Annotated in this window: 28 protein-coding genes; 14 read left to right on the top strand and 14 right to left on the bottom strand. The window is 64.8% G+C overall.

All coding sequences use genetic code 11. The features are described 5' to 3' along the window. Window positions 1-28: 28 nt before the first annotated feature. From C7G42_RS32280 to C7G42_RS32260, 5 genes are all read right to left on the bottom strand, one after another. On the bottom strand, window positions 29-736 hold the full coding sequence (locus C7G42_RS32280) for an ABC transporter ATP-binding protein (RefSeq protein ID WP_106952885.1): 708 nt from the start codon (window positions 734-736) through the stop codon (window positions 29-31). Further along, window positions 723-2,498 carry a branched-chain amino acid ABC transporter ATP-binding protein/permease gene (locus C7G42_RS32275; protein WP_106952884.1) on the bottom strand — a complete coding sequence of 592 codons (1,776 nt, stop codon included), beginning with the start codon at window positions 2,496-2,498 and terminating at the stop codon, window positions 723-725. The genes C7G42_RS32280 and C7G42_RS32275 overlap by 14 nt, the downstream gene beginning before the upstream one ends. Continuing rightward, window positions 2,495-3,430, bottom strand: a complete 936-nt coding sequence (locus C7G42_RS32270) for a branched-chain amino acid ABC transporter permease (protein ID WP_106952883.1) — start codon at window positions 3,428-3,430, stop codon at window positions 2,495-2,497. Before C7G42_RS32270 ends, C7G42_RS32275 begins: the two co-directional genes overlap by 4 nt. Window positions 3,431-3,524: 94 nt before the next feature. After that, entirely contained in the window at window positions 3,525-4,919 is a 1,395-nt protein-coding gene (locus C7G42_RS32265; RefSeq protein ID WP_106952882.1) for an MmgE/PrpD family protein, read from the bottom strand. A gap of 28 nt (window positions 4,920-4,947) precedes the next feature. Further along, entirely contained in the window at window positions 4,948-5,841 is an 894-nt protein-coding gene (locus C7G42_RS32260; protein WP_106952881.1) for an NAD(P)-dependent oxidoreductase, read from the bottom strand. Between the two features lie 254 nt (window positions 5,842-6,095). Here C7G42_RS32260 and C7G42_RS32255 point away from each other — a divergent pair, with 254 nt between their 5' ends. The 4 genes from C7G42_RS32255 (at window position 6,096) to C7G42_RS32240 (ending at window position 9,393) form a co-directional block, all read left to right on the top strand. Further along, complete coding sequence (locus tag C7G42_RS32255) at window positions 6,096-7,427, top strand: MmgE/PrpD family protein (protein WP_245428094.1); 1,332 nt, start codon at window positions 6,096-6,098, stop codon at window positions 7,425-7,427. A gap of 43 nt (window positions 7,428-7,470) precedes the next feature. After that, window positions 7,471-7,860 carry a carboxymuconolactone decarboxylase family protein gene (locus C7G42_RS32250; protein ID WP_094891960.1) on the top strand — a complete coding sequence of 130 codons (390 nt, stop codon included), beginning with the start codon at window positions 7,471-7,473 and terminating at the stop codon, window positions 7,858-7,860. A gap of 8 nt (window positions 7,861-7,868) precedes the next feature. After that, window positions 7,869-8,675, top strand: a complete 807-nt coding sequence (locus tag C7G42_RS32245) for an N-acyl homoserine lactonase family protein (RefSeq protein WP_106952879.1) — start codon at window positions 7,869-7,871, stop codon at window positions 8,673-8,675. A gap of 109 nt (window positions 8,676-8,784) precedes the next feature. Beyond that, window positions 8,785-9,393, top strand: a complete 609-nt coding sequence (locus C7G42_RS32240; RefSeq protein ID WP_106952878.1) for a cysteine hydrolase family protein — start codon at window positions 8,785-8,787, stop codon at window positions 9,391-9,393. A 204-nt stretch (window positions 9,394-9,597) separates the two neighbouring features. On the opposite strand, the gene C7G42_RS32235 is transcribed toward C7G42_RS32240, so the two are convergent. Next, the gene (locus tag C7G42_RS32235) at window positions 9,598-10,131 is read right to left on the bottom strand and encodes a hypothetical protein (protein WP_106952877.1); all 534 of its coding nucleotides are present in this window, start codon (window positions 10,129-10,131) and stop codon (window positions 9,598-9,600) included. 11 nt (window positions 10,132-10,142) lie between these two features. Then, window positions 10,143-11,318 (bottom strand): zinc-dependent alcohol dehydrogenase, encoded by a 1,176-nt coding sequence (locus C7G42_RS32230; protein ID WP_106952876.1) that lies wholly within the window; start codon window positions 11,316-11,318, stop codon window positions 10,143-10,145. Between the two features lie 399 nt (window positions 11,319-11,717). On the opposite strand from C7G42_RS32230, the gene C7G42_RS32225 reads away from it, so the two are divergent. Then, on the top strand, window positions 11,718-11,918 hold the full coding sequence (locus C7G42_RS32225; protein ID WP_106952944.1) for a hypothetical protein: 201 nt from the start codon (window positions 11,718-11,720) through the stop codon (window positions 11,916-11,918). Between the two features lie 37 nt (window positions 11,919-11,955). On the opposite strand, the gene C7G42_RS32220 is transcribed toward C7G42_RS32225, so the two are convergent. After that, window positions 11,956-12,240, bottom strand: coding sequence for a hypothetical protein (locus C7G42_RS32220; protein ID WP_106952875.1), 285 nt, complete (start codon window positions 12,238-12,240; stop codon window positions 11,956-11,958). Between the two features lie 199 nt (window positions 12,241-12,439). Between C7G42_RS32220 and C7G42_RS32215 the strand changes: the two genes are divergently transcribed. After that, window positions 12,440-12,646 (top strand): hypothetical protein, encoded by a 207-nt coding sequence (locus tag C7G42_RS32215; RefSeq protein WP_106952874.1) that lies wholly within the window; start codon window positions 12,440-12,442, stop codon window positions 12,644-12,646. A gap of 2 nt (window positions 12,647-12,648) precedes the next feature. Beyond that, complete coding sequence (locus C7G42_RS35575) at window positions 12,649-12,792, top strand: hypothetical protein (protein WP_199581252.1); 144 nt, start codon at window positions 12,649-12,651, stop codon at window positions 12,790-12,792. 214 nt (window positions 12,793-13,006) lie between these two features. On the opposite strand, the gene C7G42_RS32210 is transcribed toward C7G42_RS35575, so the two are convergent. After that, window positions 13,007-13,966, bottom strand: a complete 960-nt coding sequence (locus C7G42_RS32210; protein WP_106952873.1) for a GlxA family transcriptional regulator — start codon at window positions 13,964-13,966, stop codon at window positions 13,007-13,009. A 91-nt stretch (window positions 13,967-14,057) separates the two neighbouring features. On the opposite strand from C7G42_RS32210, the gene C7G42_RS32205 reads away from it, so the two are divergent. Next, on the top strand, window positions 14,058-14,744 hold the full coding sequence (locus C7G42_RS32205) for a DJ-1/PfpI family protein (RefSeq protein WP_106952872.1): 687 nt from the start codon (window positions 14,058-14,060) through the stop codon (window positions 14,742-14,744). A gap of 164 nt (window positions 14,745-14,908) precedes the next feature. Further along, window positions 14,909-16,123: an ABC transporter substrate-binding protein gene (locus tag C7G42_RS32200; protein WP_245428092.1), complete on the top strand. Its 1,215-nt coding sequence runs from the start codon at window positions 14,909-14,911 to the stop codon at window positions 16,121-16,123. A 75-nt stretch (window positions 16,124-16,198) separates the two neighbouring features. Here the strand turns inward: C7G42_RS32200 and C7G42_RS32195 are convergent, their stop codons facing one another. From C7G42_RS32195 to C7G42_RS35570, 3 genes are all read right to left on the bottom strand, one after another. Continuing rightward, the gene (locus C7G42_RS32195) at window positions 16,199-17,878 is read right to left on the bottom strand and encodes a Rieske 2Fe-2S domain-containing protein (protein WP_106952870.1); all 1,680 of its coding nucleotides are present in this window, start codon (window positions 17,876-17,878) and stop codon (window positions 16,199-16,201) included. After that, window positions 17,875-18,555 carry a class I SAM-dependent methyltransferase gene (locus C7G42_RS32190; protein WP_106952869.1) on the bottom strand — a complete coding sequence of 227 codons (681 nt, stop codon included), beginning with the start codon at window positions 18,553-18,555 and terminating at the stop codon, window positions 17,875-17,877. Before C7G42_RS32190 ends, C7G42_RS32195 begins: the two co-directional genes overlap by 4 nt. Window positions 18,556-18,626: 71 nt before the next feature. After that, window positions 18,627-18,884, bottom strand: coding sequence for a hypothetical protein (locus tag C7G42_RS35570; RefSeq protein ID WP_063194972.1), 258 nt, complete (start codon window positions 18,882-18,884; stop codon window positions 18,627-18,629). Window positions 18,885-19,144: 260 nt separating this feature from the next. Between C7G42_RS35570 and C7G42_RS32180 the strand changes: the two genes are divergently transcribed. Beyond that, the gene (locus C7G42_RS32180) at window positions 19,145-19,519 is read left to right on the top strand and encodes a hypothetical protein (RefSeq protein ID WP_106952868.1); all 375 of its coding nucleotides are present in this window, start codon (window positions 19,145-19,147) and stop codon (window positions 19,517-19,519) included. 4 nt (window positions 19,520-19,523) lie between these two features. Here C7G42_RS32180 and C7G42_RS32175 read toward each other — a convergent pair whose 3' ends face one another. Continuing rightward, window positions 19,524-20,807 (bottom strand): polysaccharide deacetylase family protein, encoded by a 1,284-nt coding sequence (locus C7G42_RS32175; RefSeq protein ID WP_106952867.1) that lies wholly within the window; start codon window positions 20,805-20,807, stop codon window positions 19,524-19,526. Between the two features lie 178 nt (window positions 20,808-20,985). Beyond that, entirely contained in the window at window positions 20,986-21,792 is an 807-nt protein-coding gene (locus C7G42_RS32170; protein ID WP_106952866.1) for a polysaccharide deacetylase family protein, read from the bottom strand. Window positions 21,793-21,874: 82 nt separating this feature from the next. On the opposite strand from C7G42_RS32170, the gene mgtE reads away from it, so the two are divergent. The 4 genes from mgtE to tolA all read left to right on the top strand — a co-directional run bounded on the left by mgtE (window position 21,875) and on the right by tolA (window position 25,810). Continuing rightward, entirely contained in the window at window positions 21,875-23,296 is a 1,422-nt protein-coding gene (gene mgtE, locus C7G42_RS32165) for a magnesium transporter (protein ID WP_106952865.1), read from the top strand. 212 nt (window positions 23,297-23,508) lie between these two features. Further along, window positions 23,509-23,826, top strand: a complete 318-nt coding sequence (locus C7G42_RS32160; RefSeq protein ID WP_106952864.1) for a helix-turn-helix domain-containing protein — start codon at window positions 23,509-23,511, stop codon at window positions 23,824-23,826. 165 nt (window positions 23,827-23,991) lie between these two features. Then, window positions 23,992-24,810: an aldo/keto reductase gene (locus tag C7G42_RS32155; protein ID WP_106952863.1), complete on the top strand. Its 819-nt coding sequence runs from the start codon at window positions 23,992-23,994 to the stop codon at window positions 24,808-24,810. 49 nt (window positions 24,811-24,859) lie between these two features. Next, window positions 24,860-25,810 (top strand): cell envelope integrity protein TolA, encoded by a 951-nt coding sequence (gene tolA, locus C7G42_RS32150; RefSeq protein ID WP_106952862.1) that lies wholly within the window; start codon window positions 24,860-24,862, stop codon window positions 25,808-25,810. The last annotated feature ends 305 nt before the right edge of the window (window positions 25,811-26,115 follow it).

The raw sequence follows: 26,115 nt of genomic DNA, 5'->3' as shown, positions 1-26,115 counted from the left end.
TTCTCCCTGCTCTTTGTTCTTATGGTGTTCACATGCCGAGATAGGCTTTGCGCACCCGATCGTCGGCACGCAGCGTGTCGTTGTTGCCTTCGAGCACGACACGTCCGGCTTCGAGGACGTAGCCGTGGTCGGCGGATTCCAGCGCTTCCGCGACGCGCTGCTCGACCAGCAGCATCGTAAGCCCAGACTGACGCCGGATATCGATCAGGCGTTCGAAGATGAAATCCGCTGTCGACGGCGCGAGCCCCATCGAGGGTTCGTCGAGCATCAAGAGCTTCGGCGAGGAGGCGAGGCCGCGGCCGATCGCGAGCATCTGCTGCTGGCCGCCGGACATCGTGCCCGCGAACTGATCGCGGCGCTCCTTCAGCACCGGCAGCCATTCGAAAATGCGCTCGATGTTGGCCTGCCAGTCGCGGCGACCGCTTTCGGTCATCGCGCCCATTTCCAGATTCTCCATCACGGTCAGTGACGGGAAGACCTGGCGTCCCTCCGGGACGTGGGCGATGCCGAGATGGGCGCGCTGCGGCGGCGGCACCGCGAGCAGATCGACGCCGTCGAACGTGATCGCGCCGCCGCTCGGCTTGACGATGCCGGAGATCGTCTTGAATAGCGTGGTCTTGCCGGCACCGTTGGGGCCGACGATGGCGACGAACTGGCCGGCGCCGACCTCGATCGAGACGTCGTTCAAGACGGGTTTTGCGGAGTAGCCCGCGCTCAAGCCTTCAATTCGCAGCATGGCCCGCCCACTTCTTGCCGAGATAGGCCTCGACGACACGGCTGTCGCGCGTCACTACTTCGGGCAGGCCCTCGGTAATGACGGCGCCGTGGTCGAGCACGAGGAAACGATCGACGAGGCGCACCATCGCCTGCATGGTGTGCTCGATGATGGCGATGGTGATGCCGTCGCGCGCGAGCTGCTGGATCACCGCGACGACCTCGTCGGCCTCGCCGTGGCCGAGGCCTGCGAGGGTTTCGTCGAGCAGCAGGATGCGCGGCTGGCCGGCGATCGCGCGGGCCAGCTCCATCAGTCGCAGCTCCTTGGTCGAGAGCTCGCCGGCGACGCGATCGGCCACGGCGGAGAGCCCGACGCGGGCAACTGCGTCGGCGGCGAACTGGCGCGCCTGGTCGTCGGTGCGGGCGCGCACATAGGCGCCGACCACGACGTTGTCGAGGATCGACATGCGCAGGAACGGCCGCATCACCTGGAAGGTGCGGCCGATTCCGGCCTCGCAGATCACGTGCGGCCGCTGTCCCGACATGTCGCGGCCGCCGATCAGTACTTCACCCTGGCTCGGTTTCAGGAAGCCGTTGAGCAAATTGAACAGCGTGGTCTTGCCGGCGCCGTTGGGGCCGATGATGCCGAGGATCTCGTTCTTGTGCAGCTTGAAGCTGACATCCTGCACGGCCTTGAGACCGCCGAAGGAGCGCGAGAGATTGCGGACCTCGAGCACAACTTCGCCGGTCGCGGGACGCGGCGAAGCCGGCCGCAGCGTGGTGACATTGGGGGCGACCGTTTCCGCAATGTCGCTTGCCGTCGCCTTGGGGGCATTCCGCTTGCGCAGGAGATCGCGCAGCTTCCAGAACAGGCCTTCCGGCGCGAGCAGGATGACGCAGACGATGGCAAGGCCGAAGATGACGCCCTGGATGCCGGGGATGCGCGCGCCGGCTTCGGCGTGCAGGATCTCGGCAAGCGGAATCAGGATCACCGAGCCGATCACCGGGCCCCACACCGTGCCGACGCCGCCGAACATCGCGACCGTCAGCGCCTGCGCCGACACCAGCATGCCGAACACCGATCCCGGGGTCACGACCAGCAGCACCTGGGCGTAGAATCCGCCGATGGCCGCGGCGATCGCCCCGCTGAGCGTGATCGCGCGCAGCTTCCAGGCCAGCGTGTTGATACCGGCCGCTTCAGCCGCGGCTTCGTTTTGCTTGATCGCGAGCAGCGCCATGCCGAAGCGGGATCGCTCGATCACCTGCGTCAGCACGATGGTGGCGAGCATGAGCGCCAGCCCAAGCAGCGTGTAGAGATGGGGATCGGCGAACTGCATATAGGCGATCGGCGCTTCGCGCTTGATCGGCAGCGTCACCTCCTGGAAGCCGAGCCACTCGAACACGTAGAGAATGGCGAGCGGATAGGCCAGCATCGCCAACGCGAAGTAGTGACCCTGCAGGCGGAAGGTCGGAAATCCGATCAGGAGCCCTGCGATGCCGCCAAGTATGGCGGCGACCGGGATCAGCAGCCAGGGCGAGATGTCGAAATAGATCTGGCCGAGCGCGGTCGCATAGGCGCCGATCCCGAAGAAGGCGGCGTGGCCGAACGAGATCAGTCCGGTGTAGCCGCTGAGCAGATTCCACGACAGGCCGAACACCGCCCACACCGGCACCAGCGTCAGGATCAGCTGATAGTAGGAGTTGGTGACGCCGAGGGAGATCCCGGCATAAGCGAGCGTGAAGAGCAGGGGTGGCAGCAGTGAACGCATCCGAAGCATGGTCATGTCCTCTCGACCATGCGCCCGAAGAAGCCTTGCGGACGGAAGAAGATGATGAGGAGGAAGACGGCGAAGATCGCCGCGTTCTGCAACTGCGTCGGCAGGATCAGCGTCGACATCTGCTGCACGAGGCCGATCGTCATGCCGCCCCAGAAGGCGCCGATGATGCTGCCCATGCCGCCGAGCACGACGCCGGCATACATGACGATGACGTATTCGAGACCGACGAAGGGGTGGAACGGGTAGTTGGTGGCGAGCAGGCCGCCGGCAATGGCGGTGATGCCGCAGCCGAGCGCGAAGGCGGTCCGGTGCGCGCGGTCGACGTCGATGCCCATATAGGTCGCGGCGGTCGGATTGTCCGCGGCCGCCCGGAGCGACTTGCCGATCCGGGTCCGCGTGATTAGCAGCGAGAGCAGGGTCATGACCACCAGCGACATGATCATATCGATGCTGCGGGCCTTGTTGAGAAAGATGCTCATGTCGAAGAAGGGGCCGAGCTCCCAGGCGGAGCTCGACAGCGGCGTCCGGATCGAGGCCAGCACGGAGCCGAACACGATGAGGCCGCCGTTCTGCAAGATAAGCGCGATGCCGAGTGTCAGGATCAGCTGGGCATAATGGCCTTCGCCTTCGAGCGAGGCGGTGCGCGTCCCCGATACGTGCGAGATCAGCGTGCGATGCACGAAATAGCCGAACACCGCGAGCACGGGCCCGGCCAGGAGGATGGCGACGAACGGCCCGACCGTGTTGCCAAACAGCGTCTGAACGCCGGCGGCGGTGAAAAGATAGAAGGCGGTGTACATGCCGAGCATCATGAAATCGCCATGGGCGAAGTTGATGACGCGCATGACGCCGAAGATCAGGCCGAGCCCGACGCACATCAGGCCGTAGACGGCTCCGATCAGCAAGCCCGCGGCGAGCGCTTGAAAGAACCCTTCCATCAGCCCGGCCTCCGCGCGGTGGCCGCGCTCGCGGCTGACAATATCAAGCTGGTCTCCAAACCGACCATGTTTCCCCCGTATTCTCCGGCACTTCTTATGATGCCGATCGTAAAGCCCGTTCCGTTGCGTTCAGGCGGCACTGCGCGGCGATATCGCCGGCATTGCCGAGCTGCTCGCAATCGTCGATGAGTTGCTCGAGCCGGCGCGCGCGGTCCTCGCCGAGGACACCGGCTGCCGAGTTGCGAAAGCGTGCGCGAATATCTGCAGGCGTTGCCGCGATGACGTCGGGCAAAGCGTGCCGGATGGCCCGGCCGTCGCGCAGATGTACGAACACCTCCGCGCCCTGCTTGCCGGGGAACGCGGCGGTGAAGCCGGCGTCGGATCTGAGCTCAGTGATCGCGACTAGGCGGATGATCTCGGCATCATCGAGCTCGGAATAGTTCTCTTCCTCGATCTCGCCCCGCGCCAGCGTCGCCGCGACGCTGAAGGGAATGCTCATCTTGGCCTGAAGCGCATTGCGGTAAGGCCCCATGGAGTCGCAGCCGGGATAGCGCACGGCGGCATCGGGTGCGCGAATGACGATGCGGTCGATCTCGTCAGTGCCGGCGAGTTCGTGCGAAACGCGCAGCGCCGCTTGAGCGGCGGTCTGCGCGAAATTGCACGCCGGCACCGGCTTGTTGTAGACGGCCGTGATCTCGCATTCGCCGTTCGGAAACAGCGCGATGCTGTCGGGCGCGGCCTGGCGGCGATAGGCGGCGAACAGGCCGGCTTCGCCTTCGAGGATCGTTTCCGAGCCGAACGCGCCGGCCGCGGCGAGGCCAACTGCCTTGATCGCATTGCTGGCGGCAAAGCCGGGATGGAAATACATGTCGGAGCCGCCGGCATGCGGCCATTCGTTGAGTCCGCCGGAGGTATTGGCCGCGATCGCGATCGCGCTGGTGGCGGCATCCTCGGAGAGGCCGAGCGCGAAACTTCCCGCCAGCGCGGCGCCCAGGGGCGCCACCAGGCCGGTCGGACGATAGAGCCGCGCGAGATCGGAGGTCAGGAGCGCGCGGCCGATCCGCGCACCGGTCTCGTAGCCGATGATGGCGGCAACCAGCAGCTTCGTTCCGTGCAGCGGCCTCTGCTCCGACAGCGCGAGCAGGGTCGGCCAGATCACGACGCCATGGTGCGCGATGCTGGCCGCGTGCATGTCTTCCCGCACCAGGCCGTGTCCCATCACGGCATTGGCGAAGGCGGCGTCGGCCGCTGACGAATGCTGCGAAGTCCCGATGATCGTGGTGTCGCCGCCGGCCTGCGCGATCGCAACCGCCTGACGGCTCCACGGGTGATTGCCAGCCTCGAAGGCGCAGGACAGGAAGTCGAGCAGACAGAGCTTTGCCTTGGCGACGACCTCAGGCCCGAAAAAGCCGATATCCAGCGCAAGCACGCTCCGCGCCATCTGGCGCGCGAGCGGGATCTTGCCGGATACGGTCGGGCCGATCGTCATCGCGGGTTGCTCCCTGGTGCCTGCGCGATCAGCCGCGCATCTCGACGCCGGCCCACTCTTCGAGCACCTTGGCGATCGAGGTGAAGTCGGACGAGGCGCCGTATTTGGCGTTGGTGATCGCAAGCATCTGCCGCACCACTGCGCCGCAGACCATCGGCACGCCCATCGCCTCGGCCTCGTCCACGCAGAGACGGACGTCCTTGTAGGAGAGGCCTGTGGCAAAACCGAAATCGAAAGTGCCGGGCAGCACCGCGCGGGGGAATTTGTCTTCCGAGGCGCTGTTTCGGCCGCTGCTGGCGTTGATGATGTCGATCAACACCTTGGCGTTGACGCCGCCCTTGACGCCCATCGCGACGGCTTCCGAGGTGATCACGAGTGCCGCGGCCGCCATCAGATTGTTGGCGAGCTTGGCGGTCTGCGCCACGCCGGGCTTGTCGCCGGTGTAGAACAGCTTGCCGAAATTCTTCAGGATCGGCTGCACGGTTTCGTAGGTCGCCTGCGGGCAGGATACCATCACCGCCAGCGTGCCGTTGACCGCGCCCTTGATGCCGCCGCTCACGGGCGCATCGACCAGCGTCATGCCCTTGGCCTTCAGGCCTTCCGCGACGAATTTCGCCGCACCGGGGCCCGAAGTCGAGAGATCGATGACGATCTTGGCGCGGTTGCCGCTGCTGATGCCGTCCTGGCCGAGCGCAACGGCCTTGACGATGTCGGGTGTCGGCAGGCTGGCGAGCACGATGTCGGAGCGTGAAGCGACGTCGGCCGGCGAACTGGCGAGGAGTGCACCGCGCTTGACCAGCGGCTGAGCCGCCTCGGCCTGCGTGTCATAGACGACGAGCGAATAGCCCGCGTCCATCAATCGTCCCGCCATGGGACCGCCCATGCGACCCGTGCCGATCACGCCGAGAATCTCTCCCGCCATCGTCTACTCCCTGTCCGCGCGATCCCCTGACGGGCGCGCTGTCTTGATCTCGTTGGTCAAACGCGTTCGCCGGCCGGCCGTCCCGGCCGCCGTCGTCGTGGCAGCGGGGATCCCGCGCCAACGGGCCGGATTGTTATGATTGTCAGACAAGCTGTCAAGCATAAGATTTGGGGTCGACAGTTTGCCGCGGATCGGCATAAGGTCCGAACAAAACGAGGAAGACGCCCCGCGTGCCGCAAGATTCCATTCCAAGCGTGAGCAGGACGCTCGCTGATTTCGTCGCTGCCTCTTCATGGGCGGAGGTGGAAGCGCAGAGCCTCGAGGCGCGACGATCGATCCTCAATTTCTTCGCGACCGCGCTCGGCTCCGCACGCGATCCCGTCGTCGTCGCAGCGATTCGCACGCTGGCGCCGTTCAGTGGTGCGGCGACATCGACGGTGATCGGTCATTCCCAGCCGACGGATGCGCTTTGCGCGTCCTTCCTCAACGCTATCTCGGCGAATCTGCTCGACTTCGACGACACCCATCCCGAGACGATCATTCATCCGGCCGCGCCGGTCGCAGCGGCCGTATTCGCACTCGCGGAGACCCGAAAGCTGTCGGGGCGAGAGGTGCTGACGGCATTCGTTCTCGGCGTGGATGTGGAATGCCGCATCGGCAATTCAGTCTCGCCGCGCCATTATGCGCGCGGCTGGCACATCACGTCGACCTGCGGGATTTTTGGCGCGGCCGCGGCCTGTGCGAAGCTGCTCGGCCTGCCGGCGGAAGGCATTGCGAACGCGATCGGAGTGGCTGCGAGCCAGTCGGCCGGCAATGTCGAGAACCTGCCGAGTGCCGCCAAGAACGTCAGCGTCGGCAATTCGGCGCGCAACGGACTGTTCGCCGCGCTGCTGGCACAACAGGGTTATGAGGCCGCGCCGCGCGCCATTGAAGGTCCGCTCGGCTGGGCGCGCACCATGGGGGACGAGCCCGACATCGCCCGGCTTCTCGACGGTCTCGGCAAGACCTGGGAGATCGCGAAGAATACCTATAAGCCGTATCCGGCCGGCATCGTCTTTCACGCGGTGATCGACGCCTGCCTGCAGTTGCGCAAGCGCATTGGCGGGCGGGGCGACCAGATCGAGCAGGTGATCGTGCACGGTTCGGCGCTGCTGCTTGCGCGCGGCGACCGTCCCGTCAACAACGAGCGCGATGCGCGCGTCAGCATCCATCATTGCGTGGCGTGCGGTTTACTGATCGGCGCGGCCGGGGTTGCCGAGTTCGCGCATCAGACGGTGGTCCGGCTGGATGTCGCGCAACTGCGGCAGAAGGTGAGGGCGGAGCTGGACAGCGAGATGCCCGATGGCGCCGCGCGCGTGACGTTGCGTCTGGCGTCCGGCGATGTCCTCACCGAGACCGTTATCTCGCCGCGCGGCAGCCAGGCGGCGCCGCTCACGGATCGCGATCTCGAAGCCAAATTGCGCGAGGGCGTGCGGACCGGCCGAAGCGACTGGGACGCGGACCGTGTCATCGACGCGGTCTGGCGGCTCGATGCGGCGGATGACGTCGCCACTCTCCTGCGATCGCTGCGGCCGCCATCGCGCTAATCGACTTCCAACTCAACTCTCTCAAGACCTGAAAGGGACGATCATGAGCAAGACCGAACTGTTCGACAAGGGCCTCAAGGTTCGCAAGGAAGTGCTCGGCGAGGATTACGTCAACAAGTCCATCGCCGGTGCTGACGAATTCACGCGCACCATGGCGGAATGGTCGACCGAGTTCTGCTGGGGCGCCTTGTGGACGCGGCCCGGCGTCGACCGGCGCACGCGCTCGATCGTTAATCTGGCGATGCTCGGCGCGCTGAACCGCCCGCACGAGCTGAAGCTGCACGTCAAGGGCGCCTTGAAGAACGGACTCACAAAGGAGGAGATCAAGGAGATCCTGCTCCAGGTCGCGGTCTATTGCGGCGTCCCGGCCGGCATCGACGCCTTCCGCAACGCGCGCGAGGCGTTCAACGAGGTCGACGCGGCCGGTTCCTGAGAGGCGCCATGGCTGGCCCGGATTACGAACTCTTCGCCATCCGCTACGCTACGCGGGAGGCGCAGCGTAGCGAGCACTTCATCGGCGGCGACCCGCATGACGGGCCGATGCCGATGGATTATTTCATGTGGCTGGCGCGGGGAGGCGGGCGCACTTTCGTCATCGATACTGGTTTCAACGCGGAAGTCGCCAGGCAGCGCAGGCGGAATTTCCTGCGCTGCCCGGTGGAAACGCTTGCCGCGTTCGACGTCGACGTCGCCGACGTCAAGGACGTGATCCTCACGCATCTGCACTACGATCACGCCGGCAATTTCGACCGGTTTCCCAACGCGCGGTTTCATCTCCAGGAGCGCGAGCTCGCCTACGCCACCGGCCGCTACATGCAATATCCGCGGCTGTCGCATTCGTTCGAGGTCGAGGACGTCTGCGGGATCGTGCGGCTGAACTATGCGCGCCGCGTGCTGTTCTACGACGGCGATGCCGAGATTGCGCCCGGGCTGACGGTGCATGCTGCCGGCGGGCATTCCGCCGGCCTTCAATTCGTCCGCGTCAACACACGCCGCGGCCCCGTCGTGCTCGCCTCCGACGTCAGCCATTTCTACGAGAACATGGCGAGCGAGCGCCCGTTCACGACGGCGTTTCACGTTGGCGACATGCTGGTGGGCTTCGACAAGCTGCGCACAGCGGCACCTGACGCGGACCATATCGTTCCCGGCCATGATCCGCTGGTCATGAAGCTCTACCCGGCGCCAAGCCCGGAGCTGGATGGTGTTGCGGTGCGTCTCGACGTGGCGCCGGCCGCAACGCCGGCGTAACCGCGCGTCGGGGATTCCTGGTCCGCTTCTGCACGGTGGCGGTTCGGAACCAAAGCCTTCGTCTCCGCATTCGCTATGGATCGCCGAATGCGTCTGACGGTGGAGGACGATGAGGGACAGCACGTCGGAAGTGGCCGAGATCAGGGAGGCCGTTCACCTCTGCATCGACATGCAGAACATCTTCGCCTCCGGAGGTCTGTGGGCGACGCCGTGGATGGAGCGGGTTCTGCCGACGATCGCCTCGATCGTCGCGCACCATCAGGCCAGGACGATCTTCACGCGTTTCATCACGCCGCAGGATCCGGAAGATCGGCCCGGTCAGTGGCAGAACTATTTTCATCGCTGGAGCCGGGCCACGCGCAGGCACCTGCAGCCATCCGCGCTCGAGCTCGTGCCCGCACTGAGCAAGTTCGTTCCGCCCGCGGCTGTCATCGACAAGCCGGCTTATTCCGCGTTCAGCAATCCGGCTCTCGCGAGCCTGCTGGTCGACAAGAAGATCGGCACGGTCGTGATCTCGGGCGCAGAGACGGATGTCTGCGTGCTCTCGACGGTGCTGAGCGCGGTCGATCTCGGCTTCAGGATCGTCATCGTCGAGGACGCATTATGCAGCTCGTCCGACGTCGGGCACGACGCGCTCATGACGATGTATCGCACCCGCTTTCATGGCCAGGTCGACCTGGTGACCGCGGAGGAGCTTGCGGAGTTCTGGAGGGAGTAGGGGCGTTCAATCGACGGTGTCGCCGAACACGCTGCGAAAGGCCGTGGCGACCCAGGCCGCTGACCCCGGCGCCTGAAGGGGCGGTGACGCCGGGGTCGCGGTTTCGCGTAGTCTGCCTCCGGCAGGGGGGACGTCGGAGGCGTTGATCAGACGCGTTGAGGCGCGGATGGTTCCTCGCGGCCTCGGCGCGGATCGAGCGCGAGGTCACGCCTTGTCGGGCGCTGCGATCTGTTTCGCCGCGTTTCGGGCGTTCTCGATGCCCTTCGGGAAGCCGCTGCGGTTCGGATAGAGCTTGCGCGGTGCATCCCGCGCCGGTCGCCTCGGCTTGGTGTCCTGCGCGGCGCGGTAGTCGAGCATCGCGATGCCGCCGACCGCCAGCAGCGCCAGCGCGATGTTGCCCTTCTTGGGATTGTCGGCCGTCAGGCCCGACAGCAGCGCGGCGGCATCGAGCCCGTCGCCGCCGACGCGGGCCCACAGGCCGGCGTTCTTCTCGACCGACAACGACATGATGCCTGCCATGATCTCGCGCACGCCGAAAGCGCGGACCATGGTCTCATGGCCTTCCATGCCCAGCGTCTCTGTGACGCGCCGCGGCGCGAACAGTTCGACCACGCCAAGCCCGATGCTGAACCAGCCGAGCGCGCGAGCGAGCTGGTCTACGGGTCGCTTGAGGCTCGGTCCGCCCTCGACAATCTTAGGGTCGCCCTTGGTGCGGACGATGTTGGAGAAATGAAACATGGCTTGCTCCTTCAGGGCTTCAGCACGACCTTGACGCAGGAGTCGCGCTTGTCGCGAAACACCTGGTACATCTCCGGTCCCTGTTCGAGCGGGACGGTGTGGGTGATGACGAAGGACGGATCGATCTCGCCCTCCTCGATGCGGTGGAGCAGGTCGTCGGTCCAGCGGTTGACGTGGGTCTGGCCGGTCCGCATCGTCAGCCCCTTGTTCATGAAGGCGCCCATCGGCAGCATGTCAGACAAGCCGCTATACACGCCTGGCACCGAAATGATGCCGCCCGGCCTGCACACATAGATCATCTCACGCAGCACGTGGGGCCGGTCGCTCTCGGCCATCACCATCTGCTTGGCGCGGTCGAGCAGCGTGTCGGGCAGCGAGGCCATCACATGCGATTCCATGCCGACGCAGTCGATGCATTTTTCCGGTCCTCTGCCGTCGGTGAGATCGTTCAGCCGCTCCAGCACGCTCTCGGTTTCGAAGTTGATGGTGGTGGCGCCGCCGGCTTCCGCCATGCTCAGTCGTTCGGGCAGGCAGTCGATCGCGATCACCTGGTTGGTGCCGAGGAGGACGGCGCTGCGGATTGCCATCTGTCCCACGGGGCCGCAGCCCCAGATCGCGACCGTGTCGGTCGGTTCGATGTCGCATTGCGCCGCGGCCTGCCAGCCCGTCGGGAAGATGTCGCTGAGGAACAGCAGCTGCTCGTCGGGGATCCCTGACGGCACCTTGATGTGGGTGGCGTCGGCAAAGGGCACGCGGAGATATTCAGCCTGGCCGCCGGGATAGCCGCCGGTCAGATGGGTGTAGCCGAACAGGCCCGCGGTGGCGTGACCGAAAGCCTTGTCGGCGAGATGGCGCTTGCGGTTGGTGGTCTCGCACACGGAAAAATTGCCACGCTTGCACTGGTCGCATTCGCCGCAAATGATCGTGAAGGGCACGACGATGCGGTCGCCCTTCTTGAGCTTGCCGTCGACGCCGGAGCCGACCTCGACCACTTCGCCCATGGTCTCGTGGCCCATGATGTCACCGGGCAGCATGCCCGGAATGAAATTGTGGAAGAGATGCAGGTCGGAGCCGCAGATGGCGCAGCTCGTGACCTTGATGATGGCATCGCGCGCATCCTGGATTTCGGGATCGGTGACGGTGTCGCAGCGGATGTCCTCCTTGCCGTGCCAAACCAGCGCCTTCATCTTGCATTCTCCCGACTGAACCAATTGGCATCTAAGTCGAGGAGGGACCGATGGTTGCTAGGCGACGTGCAATTCCCGGCACTGCATAGGCTCGCGCAAACACCCGGGCAAATAGGCTCGCAATCGTGACCTGTGCCTCCACCGGCTCGTCCTGTGAACCGGCTGGGAGACGCCGGATCACAAAGCGTAGTGCGCCCCCCAATCCATCGCGAAGACGATTTCGGGTCTGCGTCGAGGTCAAGCGTGCGCGTCGAGACGGTTTGCGATGAGTTTTTCGTTGCCGACGCGCAACCGTCCTGCGTCGGAAACGTTGGTTGTTCGTCGGCCCGGGTTGGCCGAAAGACAATCATGCCAGAACGCAACGGCGCGCTCGGCCTCATGCACAGGGGAGGACGCTTCGTGACGACACGCCATCGATTCAAGCAGAGAGACGTTCTCGAGGTGCGGCTCGCCGCGGAGGCCGAGAGACTACGCGAAGAAGCCAAGTCGCTTCCGCCGGGAGCTGCTCGCGACGAGATGTTGCGAAAGGCGCGTCAGGCTGAAACCGGGTCACAAATGAGCGAGTGGCTGCGCTCGCCCGGCCTGCAGCCGCCGGACTAGGCGGCGGCCATTGGAGCCAGCCCGGCGGCTACTTCGTTCACCGCCGCTTGGCCGCTTTGGCCCGCCGGTTGTAGGGCGAGCGGTTGACCGGACGCAACGAAATCCCTTCGCGTTGCGCCTTGCTGCGTATGGCTGCCACCGGACGCTGCAGCTTGAGACTCATGACGCCCGTCGGCGTGTTGCCCTTCGCGAGCTGCTTCAGCTTGCTCACATCCGCGGGGGTCCACGGCTGGCGCGAGCGGCGTTTGTATGCGGGGTTGGCCTTACGTGGCCCTTTGCGGCCGATCGGCGATCCCGGCCGTTTCCATGCTGTCTTCGCCATGACGTTTCTCCTTCAAGTCGCTTCTGCGACTGGTTCTTGAACATACGAATCGGCATTTCGGTTCCGCCGCAGCGCGTCCTGGGCAAAATCCCTCGGCGTTAACATATTGAAATGCAGGAACCGGCGGGCGCGGCGGAAGCTACGGAGATCATCGGCGGGCTGCCCCGTCCGCCCATCAAAAGCAGAGCCGTGAATGACCATGACCGCCACACGCAACCGCAGGAAACAGACCCAATCGCTTCAGGAACGGTTGGCCGCATTCGCCGAGAACGCTCGCGAGCGCGCGCTCAGCCTGCCGCCTGGCAAGGAGCGCGAGCTGCTGCTGCAGCGCGCCAAGCAGAACGAGGTGACCTCGAACCTGACAGATTGGCTGAGCGGGCCGGTTTGCCCGAGACGAGGAGGATGACGATGCGCGGCTTCAGGCACTACCGGGCGTTCCAGATCGATCCGGAGGGCCACGTGTTCGGATGCATCAATCTCGTCTGCGACGACGATGAGCAGGCCAAGCGCGAGGCCGCCGCACTCGTGTTGGCGCACCGCATCGAGCTGTGACGGTTGGACCAGCGCATCGCGAAATTCGACGCGCCACCCGCAGCGGTTCGCCATTAAGGCAAGGACCCGGGCACAGCGCCCCGGATTGGTCGGACCATCACCGCATCCGCCATTTCGCGGAGCGGCGCGGCGCGCTCGCGGACAGGCTGCTACATTATAGTCCGGCCTGTGACGCCTTCGAGGCGAGCGCCACCGCATCGGTCGCCGGCGGGCCCTAGGCTCGACCGGCCGCTTCTCCTGCGCTTCGCGCCGAGCGGCGCAGCGACTGCGGCGGCTGACCGAATGCACGGATGAAGGCTCTGCGCATCCGCTCGGGGTCGCGAAAGCCGGTGGATTGGGCGACGCGCTCGATGGCCTCTCCGGAGGACTGCACCCGCTCGCGTGCCACCTCGACCCGCAAGCGCTCGACCGCCTTGGTCGGCGTCGATCCGGTCTCGGCGATGAAGGAGCGGACGAAATGGCGGGTGCTCAATCCGGCGCGTTCGGCCAGCGCCTCCACCGTGAGATGCGCATCCAGATTCTCGCGCACCCATGAAAGAAGGCTGCCGAAGCGGCCGTTCGGCGTCTTGAGCTCCAGCAAGGTCGAGAACTGCGATTGTCCGCCGCTGCGGCGATGATAGAGCACCAGCTGCCGCGCGGTCGCTTGCGAGACCTCCTCGCCGTGGTCCTGCGCGATCATGGCGAGCGCCAGATCGATCCCCGCGGTGATGCCGGCCGACGTCCACACCTGGTCGTCGCGGATGAAGATCTGGTCCGGTTCGAGCCTCACCTTCGGGTAGCGTCCGATGAAGTCGCGGGTGCAGGACCAATGCGTGGTCGCGCAGCGGCCGTCGAGCAGTCCGGCCTGCGCGAGAAGATAGGCGCCGTTGCAAACGCTGGCGATGCGCACGCCGCGGCTCGCAAGTCGCTGGATGAAGGCGATCGTCGTCTTGCAGCGCGCCGCGGCCTCGACGCCCTCTCCACCGGCGACAAACAGCGTCGTGACCGCGCTTGCCGATCGCAGATTGCGGGCCAGCATCTCGATGCCCGACGAGCTGCGCACGGCGCCCGCCGTCGTTGCGATCGTGATCACGCGCGGCGCATCCGGCGTGTAGCGCCTCGCGATCTCGAACACCGAGATCGGACCGGCCGCATCCAGCAACTGGAATTCGGGAAAGATCAGGAAGCCGATCATGGGCGTGTCCAGAATTGAGGGAATTAAGCCATTTCGACCGCAAGGCCAACATGGCAGGCTGCGACCGTCAAGCGCGTTGTCGAGGTTGGACATGTCGGGCCCATTGCAGATCGGTCTTCTGGTTTTTCCGCGTGTCACCCAGCTCGATCTCACCGGTCCCGCCCAGGTCTTCTCCAGCCTGCCCGACGTGACGGTTCATCTGATCTGGAAACGCATCGAGCCCGTGCCGAGCGATTCCGTGATCGCGCTGACGCCGACCGTCACCTTCACGGACTGCCCGCAGCTCGACGTGATCTGCGTTCCCGGCGGCTACGGCACCGACGAGCTGATGCTGGACGAGGACGTCCTCGCCTTTTTGCGCAAGCAGGCGAGCGGCGCGGCATATGTGACGTCGGTCTGCACCGGCTCGCTCGTGCTCGGCGCCGCCGGTCTGTTGAAGGGATATCGCGCCGCCACGCACTGGACGGCGAGGGACGCACTGCCGTTCTTCGGAGCCGAGCTGTCGCTGGAAAGGGTGTGCGTCGACCGCAATCGCATGACAGGCGGCGGCATCACCGCCGGCATCGATTTCGCGCTCACCCTGGTGGCGATGCTGCGCGGCCGTGACGCGGCGGAGATGATCCAGCTGCGCATGGAATACAATCCCGCACCGCCCTTTGCCGCCGGTTCGCCCGACACGGCGCCCGCCGCAATCGTCGCGGCCATGAAGGACCGGGTTGCGCCCGCGCAGGCGCGGCGGCTGGAGTTCGTCAGGAAGGCCGTCGAGCGGCAGGGATAGCGAGGCAGCTTCGACCGGCCGCGGCGACCGGCCGCACGGTGCGCTGTCGGCGAGCGGACATCGATCGATCATCGCCGACATGCCGTCGCGATGTCAAAGCGGAGGGGGCAATGGCGCCTTGTCGTGTTGGAGAATTGCTATCGTCGCGCGGCCGGCTTTGCCGCTTGAGCGTCGGCCTCATCCTGGCGCTGGGTTCGGCAGCGTTGGTGGAGCGAAGCGTGGCGGCCGACTTCTCCGGCGGCGTCGTCAAGCTCGGCATCATCAACGATCAGTCCGGGCCACTCTCGGACAATTCCGGACCAGGCTCCGTCGTCGCCGCAAAGCTGGCGATCGAGGATTTCCAGAAGGCGACCCCGGACACCAAGGTGGAGATCGTCTTCGCCGACCATCAGAACAAGCCGGACATAGGAGCCCAGATCGTCCGCAAATGGTTCGACGTTGACGGCGTCGACATGGTAGCCGACGTCGGCAATTCGGCGGTGGCTCTCGCCATCCAGTCGATCGCGCGCGACAAGAACAAGATCGTCATCTATTCGGCGGTCGGCACCACCGAGATCGGCGGCAAGCAATGTTCGCGGACCGGATTGATGTGGCTGCACGACAACTACAATCTGGTCTCCGGATCGGTTCGCAGGCTGGTGTCCCAGGGCTACGACAGCTGGTTCTTCATCGCGGCCGACTACGCGTTCGGACGCAACATGGTCGAGGTGTCCCAGCGCGTGCTTGCGGAAGGAAAGGCGAAGTCGCTCGGTGCCGTCTTTCATCCGCTCGGAAACGCGGACTATGGCTCGTTCCTGCTGCAAGCCCAGGCCTCGAAGGCCAAGGTCGTCGCCTTTGCCAATGCCGGTGAGCAGCTCGTGACCGTCATGAAGCAATGGCACGAGTTCGGCATGAACGTCGGGACGCAGAAACCGGTCGCCGAGCTGATGTTCCTGACCGACGTGCACGCCATGGGCGTCGAAACCGCCAAGGGACTGACGACCGTGACAGCCTGGTACTGGGCCCTGAACGACGAGACGCGCGCGTTCGGCGAGAGATTCTACAAGCTCCACAAGGCCATGCCGACCGCGCCGCAGGCCGCCGTCTATTCAGCGGTGTTACAATATCTGAGAGCGGCCGCGGCAGCTGGAACGGACGAGACCAACGCGGTGCTCGACAAGATGCGCGCGATGCCGGTCGACGATTTCTACGCCCGCGGCGCACGGCTGCGCGCCGACAACAAGCTGGTGCACGATTTCTATCTCGTCGAGGTCAAGAAGCCCGCGGACGTGAAGACGCCGTGGGACTATTACAACGTCGTCGAGAAGATACCGGCCGAGGACGCCTTCATGCCGCTGAGCGAGAGCGAATGCCCGTTGCTCAAGGCGTCACGAAACTGAAACATGATCCGGAAAGTTCGTGCTCGAAACGACAACCCGAAGCGCGACGACGGTTCATCCTGGCCGCATCGCGCTTTAAAATACCGCCTCACTGATACGGTTGCAGCTGCCGCCGCAGTCCGAAATGGCGCGGCGAGCCGTCTGCTTGATGTGCACATTGGTGAAGTGATACCAGAACTCGGAATCGTAGACGTTGGGAACGCGATCAAATCGCGCCTGGAATCCGATGAGCAGGTCTTCCCAAGGTAGAAGATTGCGAATCGTCTCGACGAAAGCGGGGGTCCTGATGCGGGCATAAGTCACCCTGGCTCCAGTCTCGTCGTGGACTTGCTGGATATGGGGTGGGGCGCAAAGCTGAACCGACGGAGGGGTTGCCCGAAAGTCCACCCGATAGATCTGTCGGGCGACGAAATCTTCATCCGACAGGCCGATATAGGCGATGAGGTTGTCCGTAAATCCTGAGCTCATGAAGTAAGACGCGACTTCCTCGAAGCTGATGTCGCCAAACGTCTTCCATGCATGAGCGTAGTAGTTCCGGTCAGGCTGACCGATCTCCTTGACTTCGGATTGATAGGACTCGACGAGTTTGTCGCCGAAAAATACATAGGTGTCTTCGACGGTCGGGTCGGCCAGGACCGTGTTCGTATCCTTGCACAGGGACGAATAGTCGGAAGGCTGGTTCTTCAGGTTGTTGGTCGCGACCATCTCGTCTCTGACCGGATCCTCGGCGAAGTATCCGGCATACGGCATGTAGACGCTGGGCTTCGAGACCTCGATGTACCTCTTGACGCCCGCGATCATGGCGTTCCTGTTGCGCGCGAGCACGCGCAGTTTCTCGGTCTGCTCCAGATTTGTGAAGCAGAGCGGAAATCCCGAGGCCCCTCCTGAAAAGGACGACGCAAGGAACGTAACCGGCGCAGGGAGCATGTTGAAATTCAGGTGATTGCAATCGACGGTCAGCAATCCGGAGAATGCGCCGACGGTGAAATACAAGCCGCTGTCATCGCGGAAGTCGCCGCTTTTCAGAACGGTAAAACCCAGCCCTGAAACGGGGTCGTGGTAAGCGGATCCGAACTCCGCCGCCAGGACGTTCGTGAAGCCCAGATCTCTCACGTAGGATTCGGCGGACCGGGTGGCAAAGCCCGCCGTCAGGACCGGCATGTCCTTCCTGATTTGCGCAAGCGTTTCCGGATGAAGGTGATCGGGGTGGTTATGGCTGATGAATATGAAATCGCATTGATTGACGATGTCGAGCGCGTCGCTTGGCGATTTGTATTTGAGCCACCAGCCATTGCAGAAGGCCGGACCGAGCAACCAAGGGTCGGTCGCAAAGGAGAGGCCGTCGAACGAGACCACCACGCAGGCGTGATTGATGAATCGAATGGAGACCGACTGATCTCCGACGCCGCGAAGACGCGGCGTGAATAAGTCGATTTGAGCCTCGTATCCCTTGTCCGTCTTGACGACTGTCAGGGGCGTCTTGCGGACCGCCACATTGGTATAAGCGCCGGTTTCGGCGTCAAACATCCAGCCATGGAGTGGACACGACGCGATGTTCGTCCCGGGTTGTGATACCAGTTTTCCGCCGTTGTGATCGCAACGGCGGTCATACGCGGTCACGGAATCGCCGTTCCTGACGACCATGATGTCTTCGAACAGGGTCAGCCCTTGTTTGGCGTCCCCGGGAATGGCGAAGCTTCGCCTGGTCCTCGTCGTTTGCAGCGGTTCGGCTACGAAGCGTTCCAGAACGTTCATTTTTCAAACACACATTCCCAGCGGGCCGAGAGCACGCGGCCTTGATCGTCGAGCACCTGATGGAGGCGCCGCGAGCGAAGCTTGAAGGCCGCGAAGACACTGTCGATATCGTCTTTGTCGTAGAACAGTTGAACCGTTCCATGCTCGTGGGCTTCATCGATCAGAAACTCGCCCTTGGCCAATTCCTGCCCTGACCTGGCGCTGGTATCCGATATGAGGTCCACGTAAAACAATCCGCCATCCTTGAGCGTTCGATAGACCTCCGCCGCGCTTGACGCTGCATCGAGGCGCGTCATGCTGTCGAACGTCGCAACGGAAATTGCGTAGTCGACGGATGCGTCCGCAATCGGAATCCGTCCGCCGTCGCTCTCGTGGATCTCGAAGTCGGACAACCCCGAGTGGCTCAGCAGGGCGCGTGCCTGCTTGCACGCTTCGCTGCTGAGCTCGATCCCGATCGGGTGGTAGCCATTTTCGCAGAGGAAACGAAGGTGCCTGCCAGCTCCGCTTCCCAGGTCCAGAACACGCGGCGGCGAAGCAAACTCGCGATCGAAGCGGTCATGGCCTATGCGTCGGCGGATATTCTTGTTGACGAAAGCGACGACTGCCTCGCTCGGATAGAACAGGGTGTTTTCGCGTCGAACGTAGCTGGCGTTCCAAGCATCGACAAAATGGCTCATTGCCGTTCCTTTTGAGGTCACCTACCACAATCCAGCGTAGGCTGGAAGCTGGGCGGCGGCGGCCGGCCGCGTCAGCCATATTCCTCGCCGATGCCGTATTCCCGGTAGATCTCCAGCGGGTCGAGGTCGGGAAACAGGCGGCATTTGGCCTGGGCGAGGTGCAGGCTCACCGCCGCGGGCTCCTTGCCATTCGCGAGCATCTTGCGGATGTCGTCCATATGCGCGTTCGGCTGGTGCTTCGGTTCGAGTTGCTCCAGCGCGACCAGGGCGGTCGCGAGGGCCTCGGTCAGAACCCAGTCGTCGTGGCCGGTGATTCCCTTTTTCGGCATCGGCAGACCCCGGATGTGGCGGCAACGTCCAGTCTATCGCGACTTCCGCCAAATCGCCATTGAGAGGTCGTGGGCTTGCTGCGTTGGGGCATCGCCGGCTTGCATTATGGCGCCCTGTGGCTAAAAGGCGGCGACATGCAGTATCTTTGTCGAAACAAAGTTGGCGTAGACGGGCCGTCTCAACCCAGCCCCCGGTCTGGGTCCCGATCCCGCATCTCGCAGCACCATCCGGCTGCGTACCCTTCAAGGCCCGAGCCAGCATGGTTTTCCTCAGCTTCGTCTATCGCTTCTTCACCAACTTCGCGTTCATGGCGGTGGTCTATTTCAGCCTGAACTTCATGGAGAAGTATCCCAACCGGGCAACCCTTGCGATCCTGGTGCTGGTCTATGCCGCGATGCGCGCCGCCTCGACGCTACGTGCGTTCTACTTCTTCCAGAAGATCGAGAAGCTGGAAGCGGAGACGCGGCGCCTTCAGGGCCCGATCAATGACGGTTCCGGAGGAACGAACGCGCGCAAGCAGGTGGTCGCCGACGTTGCCCGGCTGCGCCGCGACGGCGAACTCAAATCCTATATGGACCTGTTCTTCCTGGCGCTGATCGTGCTGCTCTGCGTCGCCGCCATCATGCGGCAGTGAGGGCTTAAGCGCGCTTCTTCACGCTGGTGGCGACACGGGTCGAGCGCGGCGTCGCGCTCTTGGCCTGTGCGGGGGGCTTCGGTGCGGCCGCTGCCGCATGCGCGGTGTGCCGCCGGCCCTGGAGCCCGGTTACCTTGCCCTTTGCCGTCTTGCCCCTGGCCGCATGCGGCGTCTCTGCGGCCATTGCCAGCCGCGCCGCGGCGCGCCGCGACAATGTCGTCGACAGCAACACCTCGACCGAACCTTCCGGAATCGCAAACAGGGCGCGGCCGGGCACGGGCAGGGCGGATGCGACGTCAAATTGACCCTTGGTCCGGCGCGGCAGCAGCGGCTGATGCTCGGTCTGCGCATTGAGGCCGGCGAGCGAGGGCGCCGGAAGCGTCCTGGTCTGCGTGAACACGAAGCCCGGAACGGACGGCCAGCGCGCGATCGGCACGGTCTCGGTCGGCGGGTGCAGCAGCCATTCCACCGGCGTGGTCGGCGTCGCCGGCCGCTCGGCGCTCGCGGGCACCACGTGCACGATGCGATAGCCGCGCGCCTTGAGGTCGCGGATGATCTTCGGCAGCGCCGCGACCGTGCGGGCCTGGATGTCGTGCAGCAGCAAAATGCCCTTGCCCTTGGCCTCCAGCCGCTGGATCGCGAGCTGATAGACGCGGTCGGACGACACATGGCGCCAGTCGTCGGCCGGGAAGTCGGCGCTCCACACCTGGATGCCGCGCGAGATCAGATAGTCCTCGACGCCCTCGGCACGCATCAGGCCGGGAATGCGGAAGAACGGCGCCAGCTTGGAGGGATCGGTCATCGCGGCCGAGGTCCACTCGATGCCGCCGTTGATCTCGGGTTCGAATTTTTCGGCCGGCATCCGGTTGAAGGTCAGCGGATGGTTCATGCTGTGGGTGCCGACAGTGTGGCCCGCCGCCACCAGCTTGCGCACGCCTTCGGGGTTCGCCTTGGCCTGGCTGCCGATGATGAAGAAGGTCGCCTTGATGCACTCGTCGGCGAGCATCTTGAGGACCTGATTGGAATATTTCGGCAGAGGACCGTCGTCGAAGGTCAGGACGACCTCATGGTCCTTCAGGGGCAGCGTCTCGCGGTACTGCATGGTACCGATCCGCGGATGCTCGCGCGGATCGACCACCAAGGTGCGGGAGGTCCCGAGCGCGTCGGGATGGCCCGGACAGTCGGCTGCAAGCGCTGCCGGTGCACCGATGGCGGAACATCCGAGGAAACCACCGAGGCAAAGGACGATCCACGATCGCGTCCGCAATACAACGCTACTTCCGATCATGAACCCTGTCTGCCCTCATACGCGATTGCCGTCATAGTAGGTCGGAGACATCAGGAAACGGTTCAGGCCCAAGAGCCTTTCCCGTCAGAAGATCCCCGTCCATTTGCAGGGCGTAGCATGAACAGAGTGTTAATAGGGCCTAAATCACCCCATTTTGCGCCGGCGTGACATTCCGGCATCAGCGCGCATCGGCGTTCTTCTGTGACGTACCCGACGGTACGATGTGGACCACCCGATAGCCGTTCTCCCTCAGATACCGCAGGAAGGCCGGCATGATCGCGGCGGTCCGCGCCTTGGGGTCGTGAAACAGGATGATGCCCTTGCCGGCCGCCGCAAGGCGCTCCGTCACCAGCTTCAGTTCCTGCTCCGGCGTCATCTCGTTCCAATCGCTGGCCCAGAGGTCGGCGCCGAACACCACGATGCCGCGCGACTGGAGCAGGTCGAGCTGCGCTTGCGTCGCCTCGAAATAGGGGAAGCGGAAGAACGGCGTCGAGGGCGTCGTCGTCGAGGTGCCGTGCAGCGCCATCTCGTCGGCCGCGATGCCGCGGTCGATCTCGGTCTTGGCCTTGTCGAACGGGATCCGCGCCATGAACGGATGCGAGAAGGTGTGGTGGCCGATGGTGTGGCCCTCGCGGGCGATGCGCTTGACCATGTCCGGCTGCTGGCTGGCGTGCTGGCCGATCAGGAAGAAGGTCGCACGCACGCATTCCTGCGCCAGCGCCGCCAGCACCTTCGACGTCGTCGGCGGGTTCGGCCCGTCGTCGAAGGTCAGCACGACCTCGTGATCGGCGAGCGGCAGCGTCTGCGGAAAGCTCTTCAGGCCCACGCGCGGCGTGGTCCTGGCATCGACGCTCAGCACGCGCGAAGTGCCGAGCGCGTCCTTGCGCGGACACTCGGCGGCCACGGCCGAAGCGATGCCGATCAAGGCAGCGAGGGCTGCGCCCGATGATATCGAGGTCCACCTCAGTCGAAGCATCTTTGTCATTGCGCTCGGCTTTGCCTTGTGGGTATTGCCTGACCGTCAGCTCAGACCACCAGATCCAACCTGTCAAACGGCGAGGCGCACCATGGATGAACATATGGACGGTGCCTCGACCGCTGCGGATTCGGTACTCGACCACGTGCCGATGCGCAATGAAGACGGTGATATCAGGCACGAATTCGTCGAGGAAATCGCCCATGCGATCGAGGCAGGCGACAGCGCCTCGCTGCGCGCCTGCGTCGCCGAGCTGCACGAGGCCGATCTCGGCGATCTCATCGGCGCGCTCGAGCCCGACGACCGGGTCCGCCTGGTCGAGCTGACCGGGCGCGATTTCGACTTCTCCGCACTGAACGAGCTCGACGAGGGCGTGCGCGAGGACATCCTCGAGGAACTGCCGCCGGAGACCGTCGCGGAAGGCGTTCGCGAGCTCGAATCCGACGACGCGGTGGAGCTGCTCGAAACCCTCGACCAGGCGGATCAGGAGGAGATCCTCGAGAAGCTGCCGCTCAAGGAGCGTGTCGCGCTCGAACGCAGCCTGCTGTATCCCGAAAACTCCGCCGGACGCCGGATGCAGAACGAGTTCATCGCGGTGCCCCAGGATTTCACCGTGGGCCAGGCGATCGACTACATGCGCGAGACGCCGGATCTGCCGGACCGCTTCTACGAGATCTACGTCGTCGACAAGGACCAGCACTGGCATGGTGCGGTCTCGCTCGACGTGCTGCTGCGGGCGCGCCGCCCGGTGCCGCTCACCGAACTGACCGACGAGGACCGCCGACGCGTCTCCGTCCTGGAGGACCAGGAGGAGGTGGCGCGCATGTTCGGCAAGTACAATCTCGTCGCGGCTCCCGTGCTGGACACCCAGGATCGCCTCGTCGGCGTCATCACCGTCGACGACGTCGTCGACGTCATCGAGGAGGAGGCGGATGAGGATCTCAAGGCGCTCGGCGGCGTCACCAGCGACGAAGAACTGTCCGACACCGTGTTCACCATTGCACGCGCGCGGTTCAACTGGCTGCTGGTCAATCTCGCGACCGCCTTCCTGGCGTCCTCCGTGCTCGGCCTGTTCGAGGGGCAGCTGGAGAAGATGGTCGCGCTCGCCGTGCTGGCGCCGATCGTCGCGAGCCAGGGCGGCAATGCCGCCACCCAGACCATGACGGTCGCGGTGCGGGCGCTGGCGACTCGCGAGCTCGGCGCGTCCAACGCCTGGCGCGTGGTGATGCGCGAAGGCATGGTCGGTCTCGTCAACGGGCTCGCCTTTGCCGTGATCACGGGGATCGCGGCGGTGGCCTGGTTCAGGATCCCCGGCCTCGGCATCGTCATCGGGCTTGCGATGGTCTGCAACCTGATCGCCGGCGCGCTCGGCGGCATCCTGATCCCGATGGCGCTCGAACGCGTCAGGGCCGACCCGGCGGTGGCGTCGGGGACGTTCGTCACCACGGTGACGGATGTGGTCGGCTTCTTCTCCTTCCTCGGCATTGCGACGTTGTGGTTCGGGTTGAGATAGCGACGCTCTCGCGTTCGTGTCCCGGGCGCGCTGCAACGCTCTTGGCGTTGCTGCGCAGACGGGCCCCAGAAAGCAACACGGCACCTTGCAGCGGCATCGGCCCCGGCTCTGCGTCGCATCACCCCAAGAGGGGCGCTGCGCCGCGTCCGGGGCACGAGACCTTTTAATCCGAACTTAAGCGACGTGCCGCATCATCGCCCGCGCTTGGGGGACTGGACATGCGGTTGCGGCTGAAGGCGGACGGACGGGTCGTCGAGATGCGGGACGGACAGGAATTTCCGGTCCAGCCGTCTCCGGTCGAGTCCACGGTCAATGCTGCGCCGGCCGACACGTCTTCGCTCGCGGTGCGCGATTTGCGCCGCCGCGCCTGCCTGACCCAGATGGAGTTCGCCGCCAAGCTCGGCGTTCCCGTCGAGACCATCCGCAACTGGGAGCAGGGCAAGCGCGCTCCACGGGGACCGGCCCGCGCGCTGCTCGCGGTGATCGCGCACGCCCCGGATACGGTGTTCCAGGCGCTCGCCAAAGCTTGACGCCAAAGCCCTGACGTCGAGGGCGCAGGCCCGACGCGAACCTCCCGTTAGCATTGCGGCAAATATCCCGCTGAACTGCCGCGGCCTTCCGTTGGCAGCGTCGCGGGCCGGGTCCATAATGATGCCTGATGACGTCAGGGGCTGCGCAACAGAAAGGGAGCCCTCATGCTGTTCGTCGAGGCCAATGGCGCACGGATCCCGGCGATCGGGCTCGGGACCTGGGAGCTGAGCGGAAGACCTGTCGCCCGCGTGGTCGAACAGGCGCTGCGGCTCGGCTATCGCCACATCGACACCGCGCAGGCCTACGACAATGAACGCGAGGTCGGCGACGGCTTGCGCGCCTCTGGCGTGCGCCGCGACGATGTCTTCCTCACCACCAAGGTCTGGACCAACCATTTCGCGCCTCACGATCTCGAGCGCTCGGTCAAGGAGAGCCTGGCCCGGTTGCGGCTTCCCTCCGTCGATCTGTTGCTGCTGCACTGGCCCAATTCGCACGTGCCGCTGGCGGAGACGCTGGGCGCGCTGTCGCATGCGAAGACGATGGGGCTGACCCGTCACATCGGCGTCTCCAATTTCACGGTGGCGCTGATCGAGCAGGCGGTCGCGCTGTCGCCGGAGCCGCTGGTTTGCAACCAGGTCGAATACCACCCTTACCTCGACCAGGCGAAGGTGAGGGCGGCCTGCGACCAGCACGGGCTTGCACTCGTCGCCTACAGCCCGATCGCCAGGGGACGCATCAAGTCCGACCAGACGCTCGTCGAGATCGGGCGCGCCCACCACAAATCGCCCGCTCAGGTCTGCCTGCGCTGGCTGGTGCAACAGAATGTCGCTGCGATCCCGCGCACGTCGCGCGTCGAACGCCTGTCCGAGAACATCGAGATCTTCGATTTCGAGCTGTCGGAGGACGAGATGAGCCGGATCGCCGCGCTCGCCAGTCCGAAGGGCCGGCTGACCGACTTCGGCTTCGCCCCGAAATGGGATTGAGAGGGGACTGGGTTATGCTAGGACCGCGACGGCAACCCAAGATCGGTCGATGGAACTGCGGAAGATCATACGGACGGACATTGCGGCGTCAGCCATCGCGCATCTGACGCTGGTGGCGCTGATCATCGTGATCAGCGAGGTCCATCCGTTTCGCAGCCAGCAACCGGAGACCGTGACAGTCGACATCGTCACGCCCGAGCAGGTCAAGGAAGAGATCAAGCAGCAGGAGACGAAGGACGCGGCCAAGGAGAAGCCGCCGGAGCCCGAGTTCAAGCTGCCGAAGCTGGATGTCACCGACAAGGCAGACCCAGCGGCGAAGCCCGCGGACAAGCCGCAGGCTTCGCCGCAATCGTCGCAGCAGCCGGCGCAGGAGAAGCAGCCGCAGCCCGCGCAGACGCCCAAGCCGCGCGAGGCCGCCGCGCAGCCGCAAGAGTCCCCGCCGCAACAGCAGCCGCCGCAGCAACAACAGCCTCAGCCTCAGCCGCTGCCGCAACCGCCGCCTCAGGCGATGCCGCAGCCAGAGGCACAGCAACCGCCGCCCCAGTCCGCGCCACCGCCGGCCTATCAGGCTCCGCAGCCTGACGTCACCGTCAAATACGGCGTCATGCTCGGCCTGCCGCCGGAATTGCCGCCGGAGCTGCCGAAAGAAACCCCCAAGGACGATGGCGGCGATGCTAAGGATTCAATCGCAGCCAAGTTGCCGGCTGAAGTCATCGCCGAGCTTCGTCGCCATTTGCGTAGCTGTGCGAAATTGCCGGCCGGACTGAGCCCCACCGACGCCGTTCGGATCAAGCTGCGGGCGGTGTTTGCGACCGACGGCACGCTGGCGCGCGAGCCGATCCTGATCGAGGCGCCGCCGTCCGCGAAAGGCGTGGCGCTCATGAAGTCCGCCATGAGCGCGCTCCAGAACTGCCAGCCGTACAAGATGCTGCCGGCCAATCTGTACGGCGAATGGAAGGTCATGGACCTGCCGTTCAGCCCGCGCGATTTCGGCGGGTAGCTCCCGTAGCCCGGGTGAGCGCAGCGATACCCGGACAGTGCCCGTGGAAATCCCGGATGTCGCTGCGCTCATCCGGGCTACCGACCGTTGCCTGTGTCGCCCGCTGTCAATCCACCTTCTTAAAAATATTCCACTTTACCGAAATTCGGTTTCGGCGTATGTGTCGTCCATCCCGGCTCACCAAGAGGGGCGACGTGAAGTCGTCATGTTCGCGAGCCGGGCTTGCGGTGGACGCGGCAGCGTCGGCACGAGAGGCGCGGGCAGGGCGGGTAGTCCCTGTGAGCCCGAGGCTTCGTGCGGACGAC

This window comes from Bradyrhizobium sp. MOS003, assembly GCF_003020125.1.
In the GTDB taxonomy this organism is placed as follows: domain Bacteria; phylum Pseudomonadota; class Alphaproteobacteria; order Rhizobiales; family Xanthobacteraceae; genus Bradyrhizobium.
The sequence above is the reverse complement of the archived record's forward strand: the minus strand, read 5'-3'. Positions and strand labels throughout refer to the sequence as shown.

Bases quoted from the DNA above. Each gene is read 5' to 3' on its own strand.
- C7G42_RS32250 (WP_094891960.1), top strand. From the start codon at position 7,471: ATGAGCAAGACCGAACTGTTCGACAAGGGCCTCAAGGTTCGCAAGGAA.
- C7G42_RS32230 (WP_106952876.1), bottom strand. From the start codon at position 11,318: ATGAAGGCGCTGGTTTGGCACGGCAAGGAGGACATCCGCTGCGACACC.
- C7G42_RS32215 (WP_106952874.1), top strand. From the start codon at position 12,440: ATGACCGCCACACGCAACCGCAGGAAACAGACCCAATCGCTTCAGGAA.
- C7G42_RS32190 (WP_106952869.1), bottom strand. From the start codon at position 18,555: ATGAGCCATTTTGTCGATGCTTGGAACGCCAGCTACGTTCGACGCGAA.
- C7G42_RS32260 (WP_106952881.1), bottom strand. From the start codon at position 5,841: ATGGCGGGAGAGATTCTCGGCGTGATCGGCACGGGTCGCATGGGCGGT.
- C7G42_RS32280 (WP_106952885.1), bottom strand. From the start codon at position 736: ATGCTGCGAATTGAAGGCTTGAGCGCGGGCTACTCCGCAAAACCCGTC.
- C7G42_RS32205 (WP_106952872.1), top strand. From the start codon at position 14,058: ATGTCGGGCCCATTGCAGATCGGTCTTCTGGTTTTTCCGCGTGTCACC.
- tolA (WP_106952862.1), top strand. From the start codon at position 24,860: ATGGAACTGCGGAAGATCATACGGACGGACATTGCGGCGTCAGCCATC.
- C7G42_RS35575 (WP_199581252.1), top strand. From the start codon at position 12,649: ATGCGCGGCTTCAGGCACTACCGGGCGTTCCAGATCGATCCGGAGGGC.
- C7G42_RS32180 (WP_106952868.1), top strand. From the start codon at position 19,145: ATGGTTTTCCTCAGCTTCGTCTATCGCTTCTTCACCAACTTCGCGTTC.
- C7G42_RS32240 (WP_106952878.1), top strand. From the start codon at position 8,785: ATGAGGGACAGCACGTCGGAAGTGGCCGAGATCAGGGAGGCCGTTCAC.
- C7G42_RS32235 (WP_106952877.1), bottom strand. From the start codon at position 10,131: ATGTTTCATTTCTCCAACATCGTCCGCACCAAGGGCGACCCTAAGATT.
- C7G42_RS32265 (WP_106952882.1), bottom strand. From the start codon at position 4,919: ATGACGATCGGCCCGACCGTATCCGGCAAGATCCCGCTCGCGCGCCAG.
- C7G42_RS32170 (WP_106952866.1), bottom strand. From the start codon at position 21,792: ATGACAAAGATGCTTCGACTGAGGTGGACCTCGATATCATCGGGCGCA.
- C7G42_RS32220 (WP_106952875.1), bottom strand. From the start codon at position 12,240: ATGGCGAAGACAGCATGGAAACGGCCGGGATCGCCGATCGGCCGCAAA.
- C7G42_RS32245 (WP_106952879.1), top strand. From the start codon at position 7,869: ATGGCTGGCCCGGATTACGAACTCTTCGCCATCCGCTACGCTACGCGG.
- C7G42_RS32270 (WP_106952883.1), bottom strand. From the start codon at position 3,430: ATGGAAGGGTTCTTTCAAGCGCTCGCCGCGGGCTTGCTGATCGGAGCC.
- C7G42_RS32275 (WP_106952884.1), bottom strand. From the start codon at position 2,498: ATGACCATGCTTCGGATGCGTTCACTGCTGCCACCCCTGCTCTTCACG.
- C7G42_RS32155 (WP_106952863.1), top strand. From the start codon at position 23,992: ATGCTGTTCGTCGAGGCCAATGGCGCACGGATCCCGGCGATCGGGCTC.
- C7G42_RS32195 (WP_106952870.1), bottom strand. From the start codon at position 17,878: ATGAACGTTCTGGAACGCTTCGTAGCCGAACCGCTGCAAACGACGAGG.
- C7G42_RS35570 (WP_063194972.1), bottom strand. From the start codon at position 18,884: ATGCCGAAAAAGGGAATCACCGGCCACGACGACTGGGTTCTGACCGAG.
- mgtE (WP_106952865.1), top strand. From the start codon at position 21,875: ATGGATGAACATATGGACGGTGCCTCGACCGCTGCGGATTCGGTACTC.
- C7G42_RS32210 (WP_106952873.1), bottom strand. From the start codon at position 13,966: ATGATCGGCTTCCTGATCTTTCCCGAATTCCAGTTGCTGGATGCGGCC.
- C7G42_RS32175 (WP_106952867.1), bottom strand. From the start codon at position 20,807: ATGATCGGAAGTAGCGTTGTATTGCGGACGCGATCGTGGATCGTCCTT.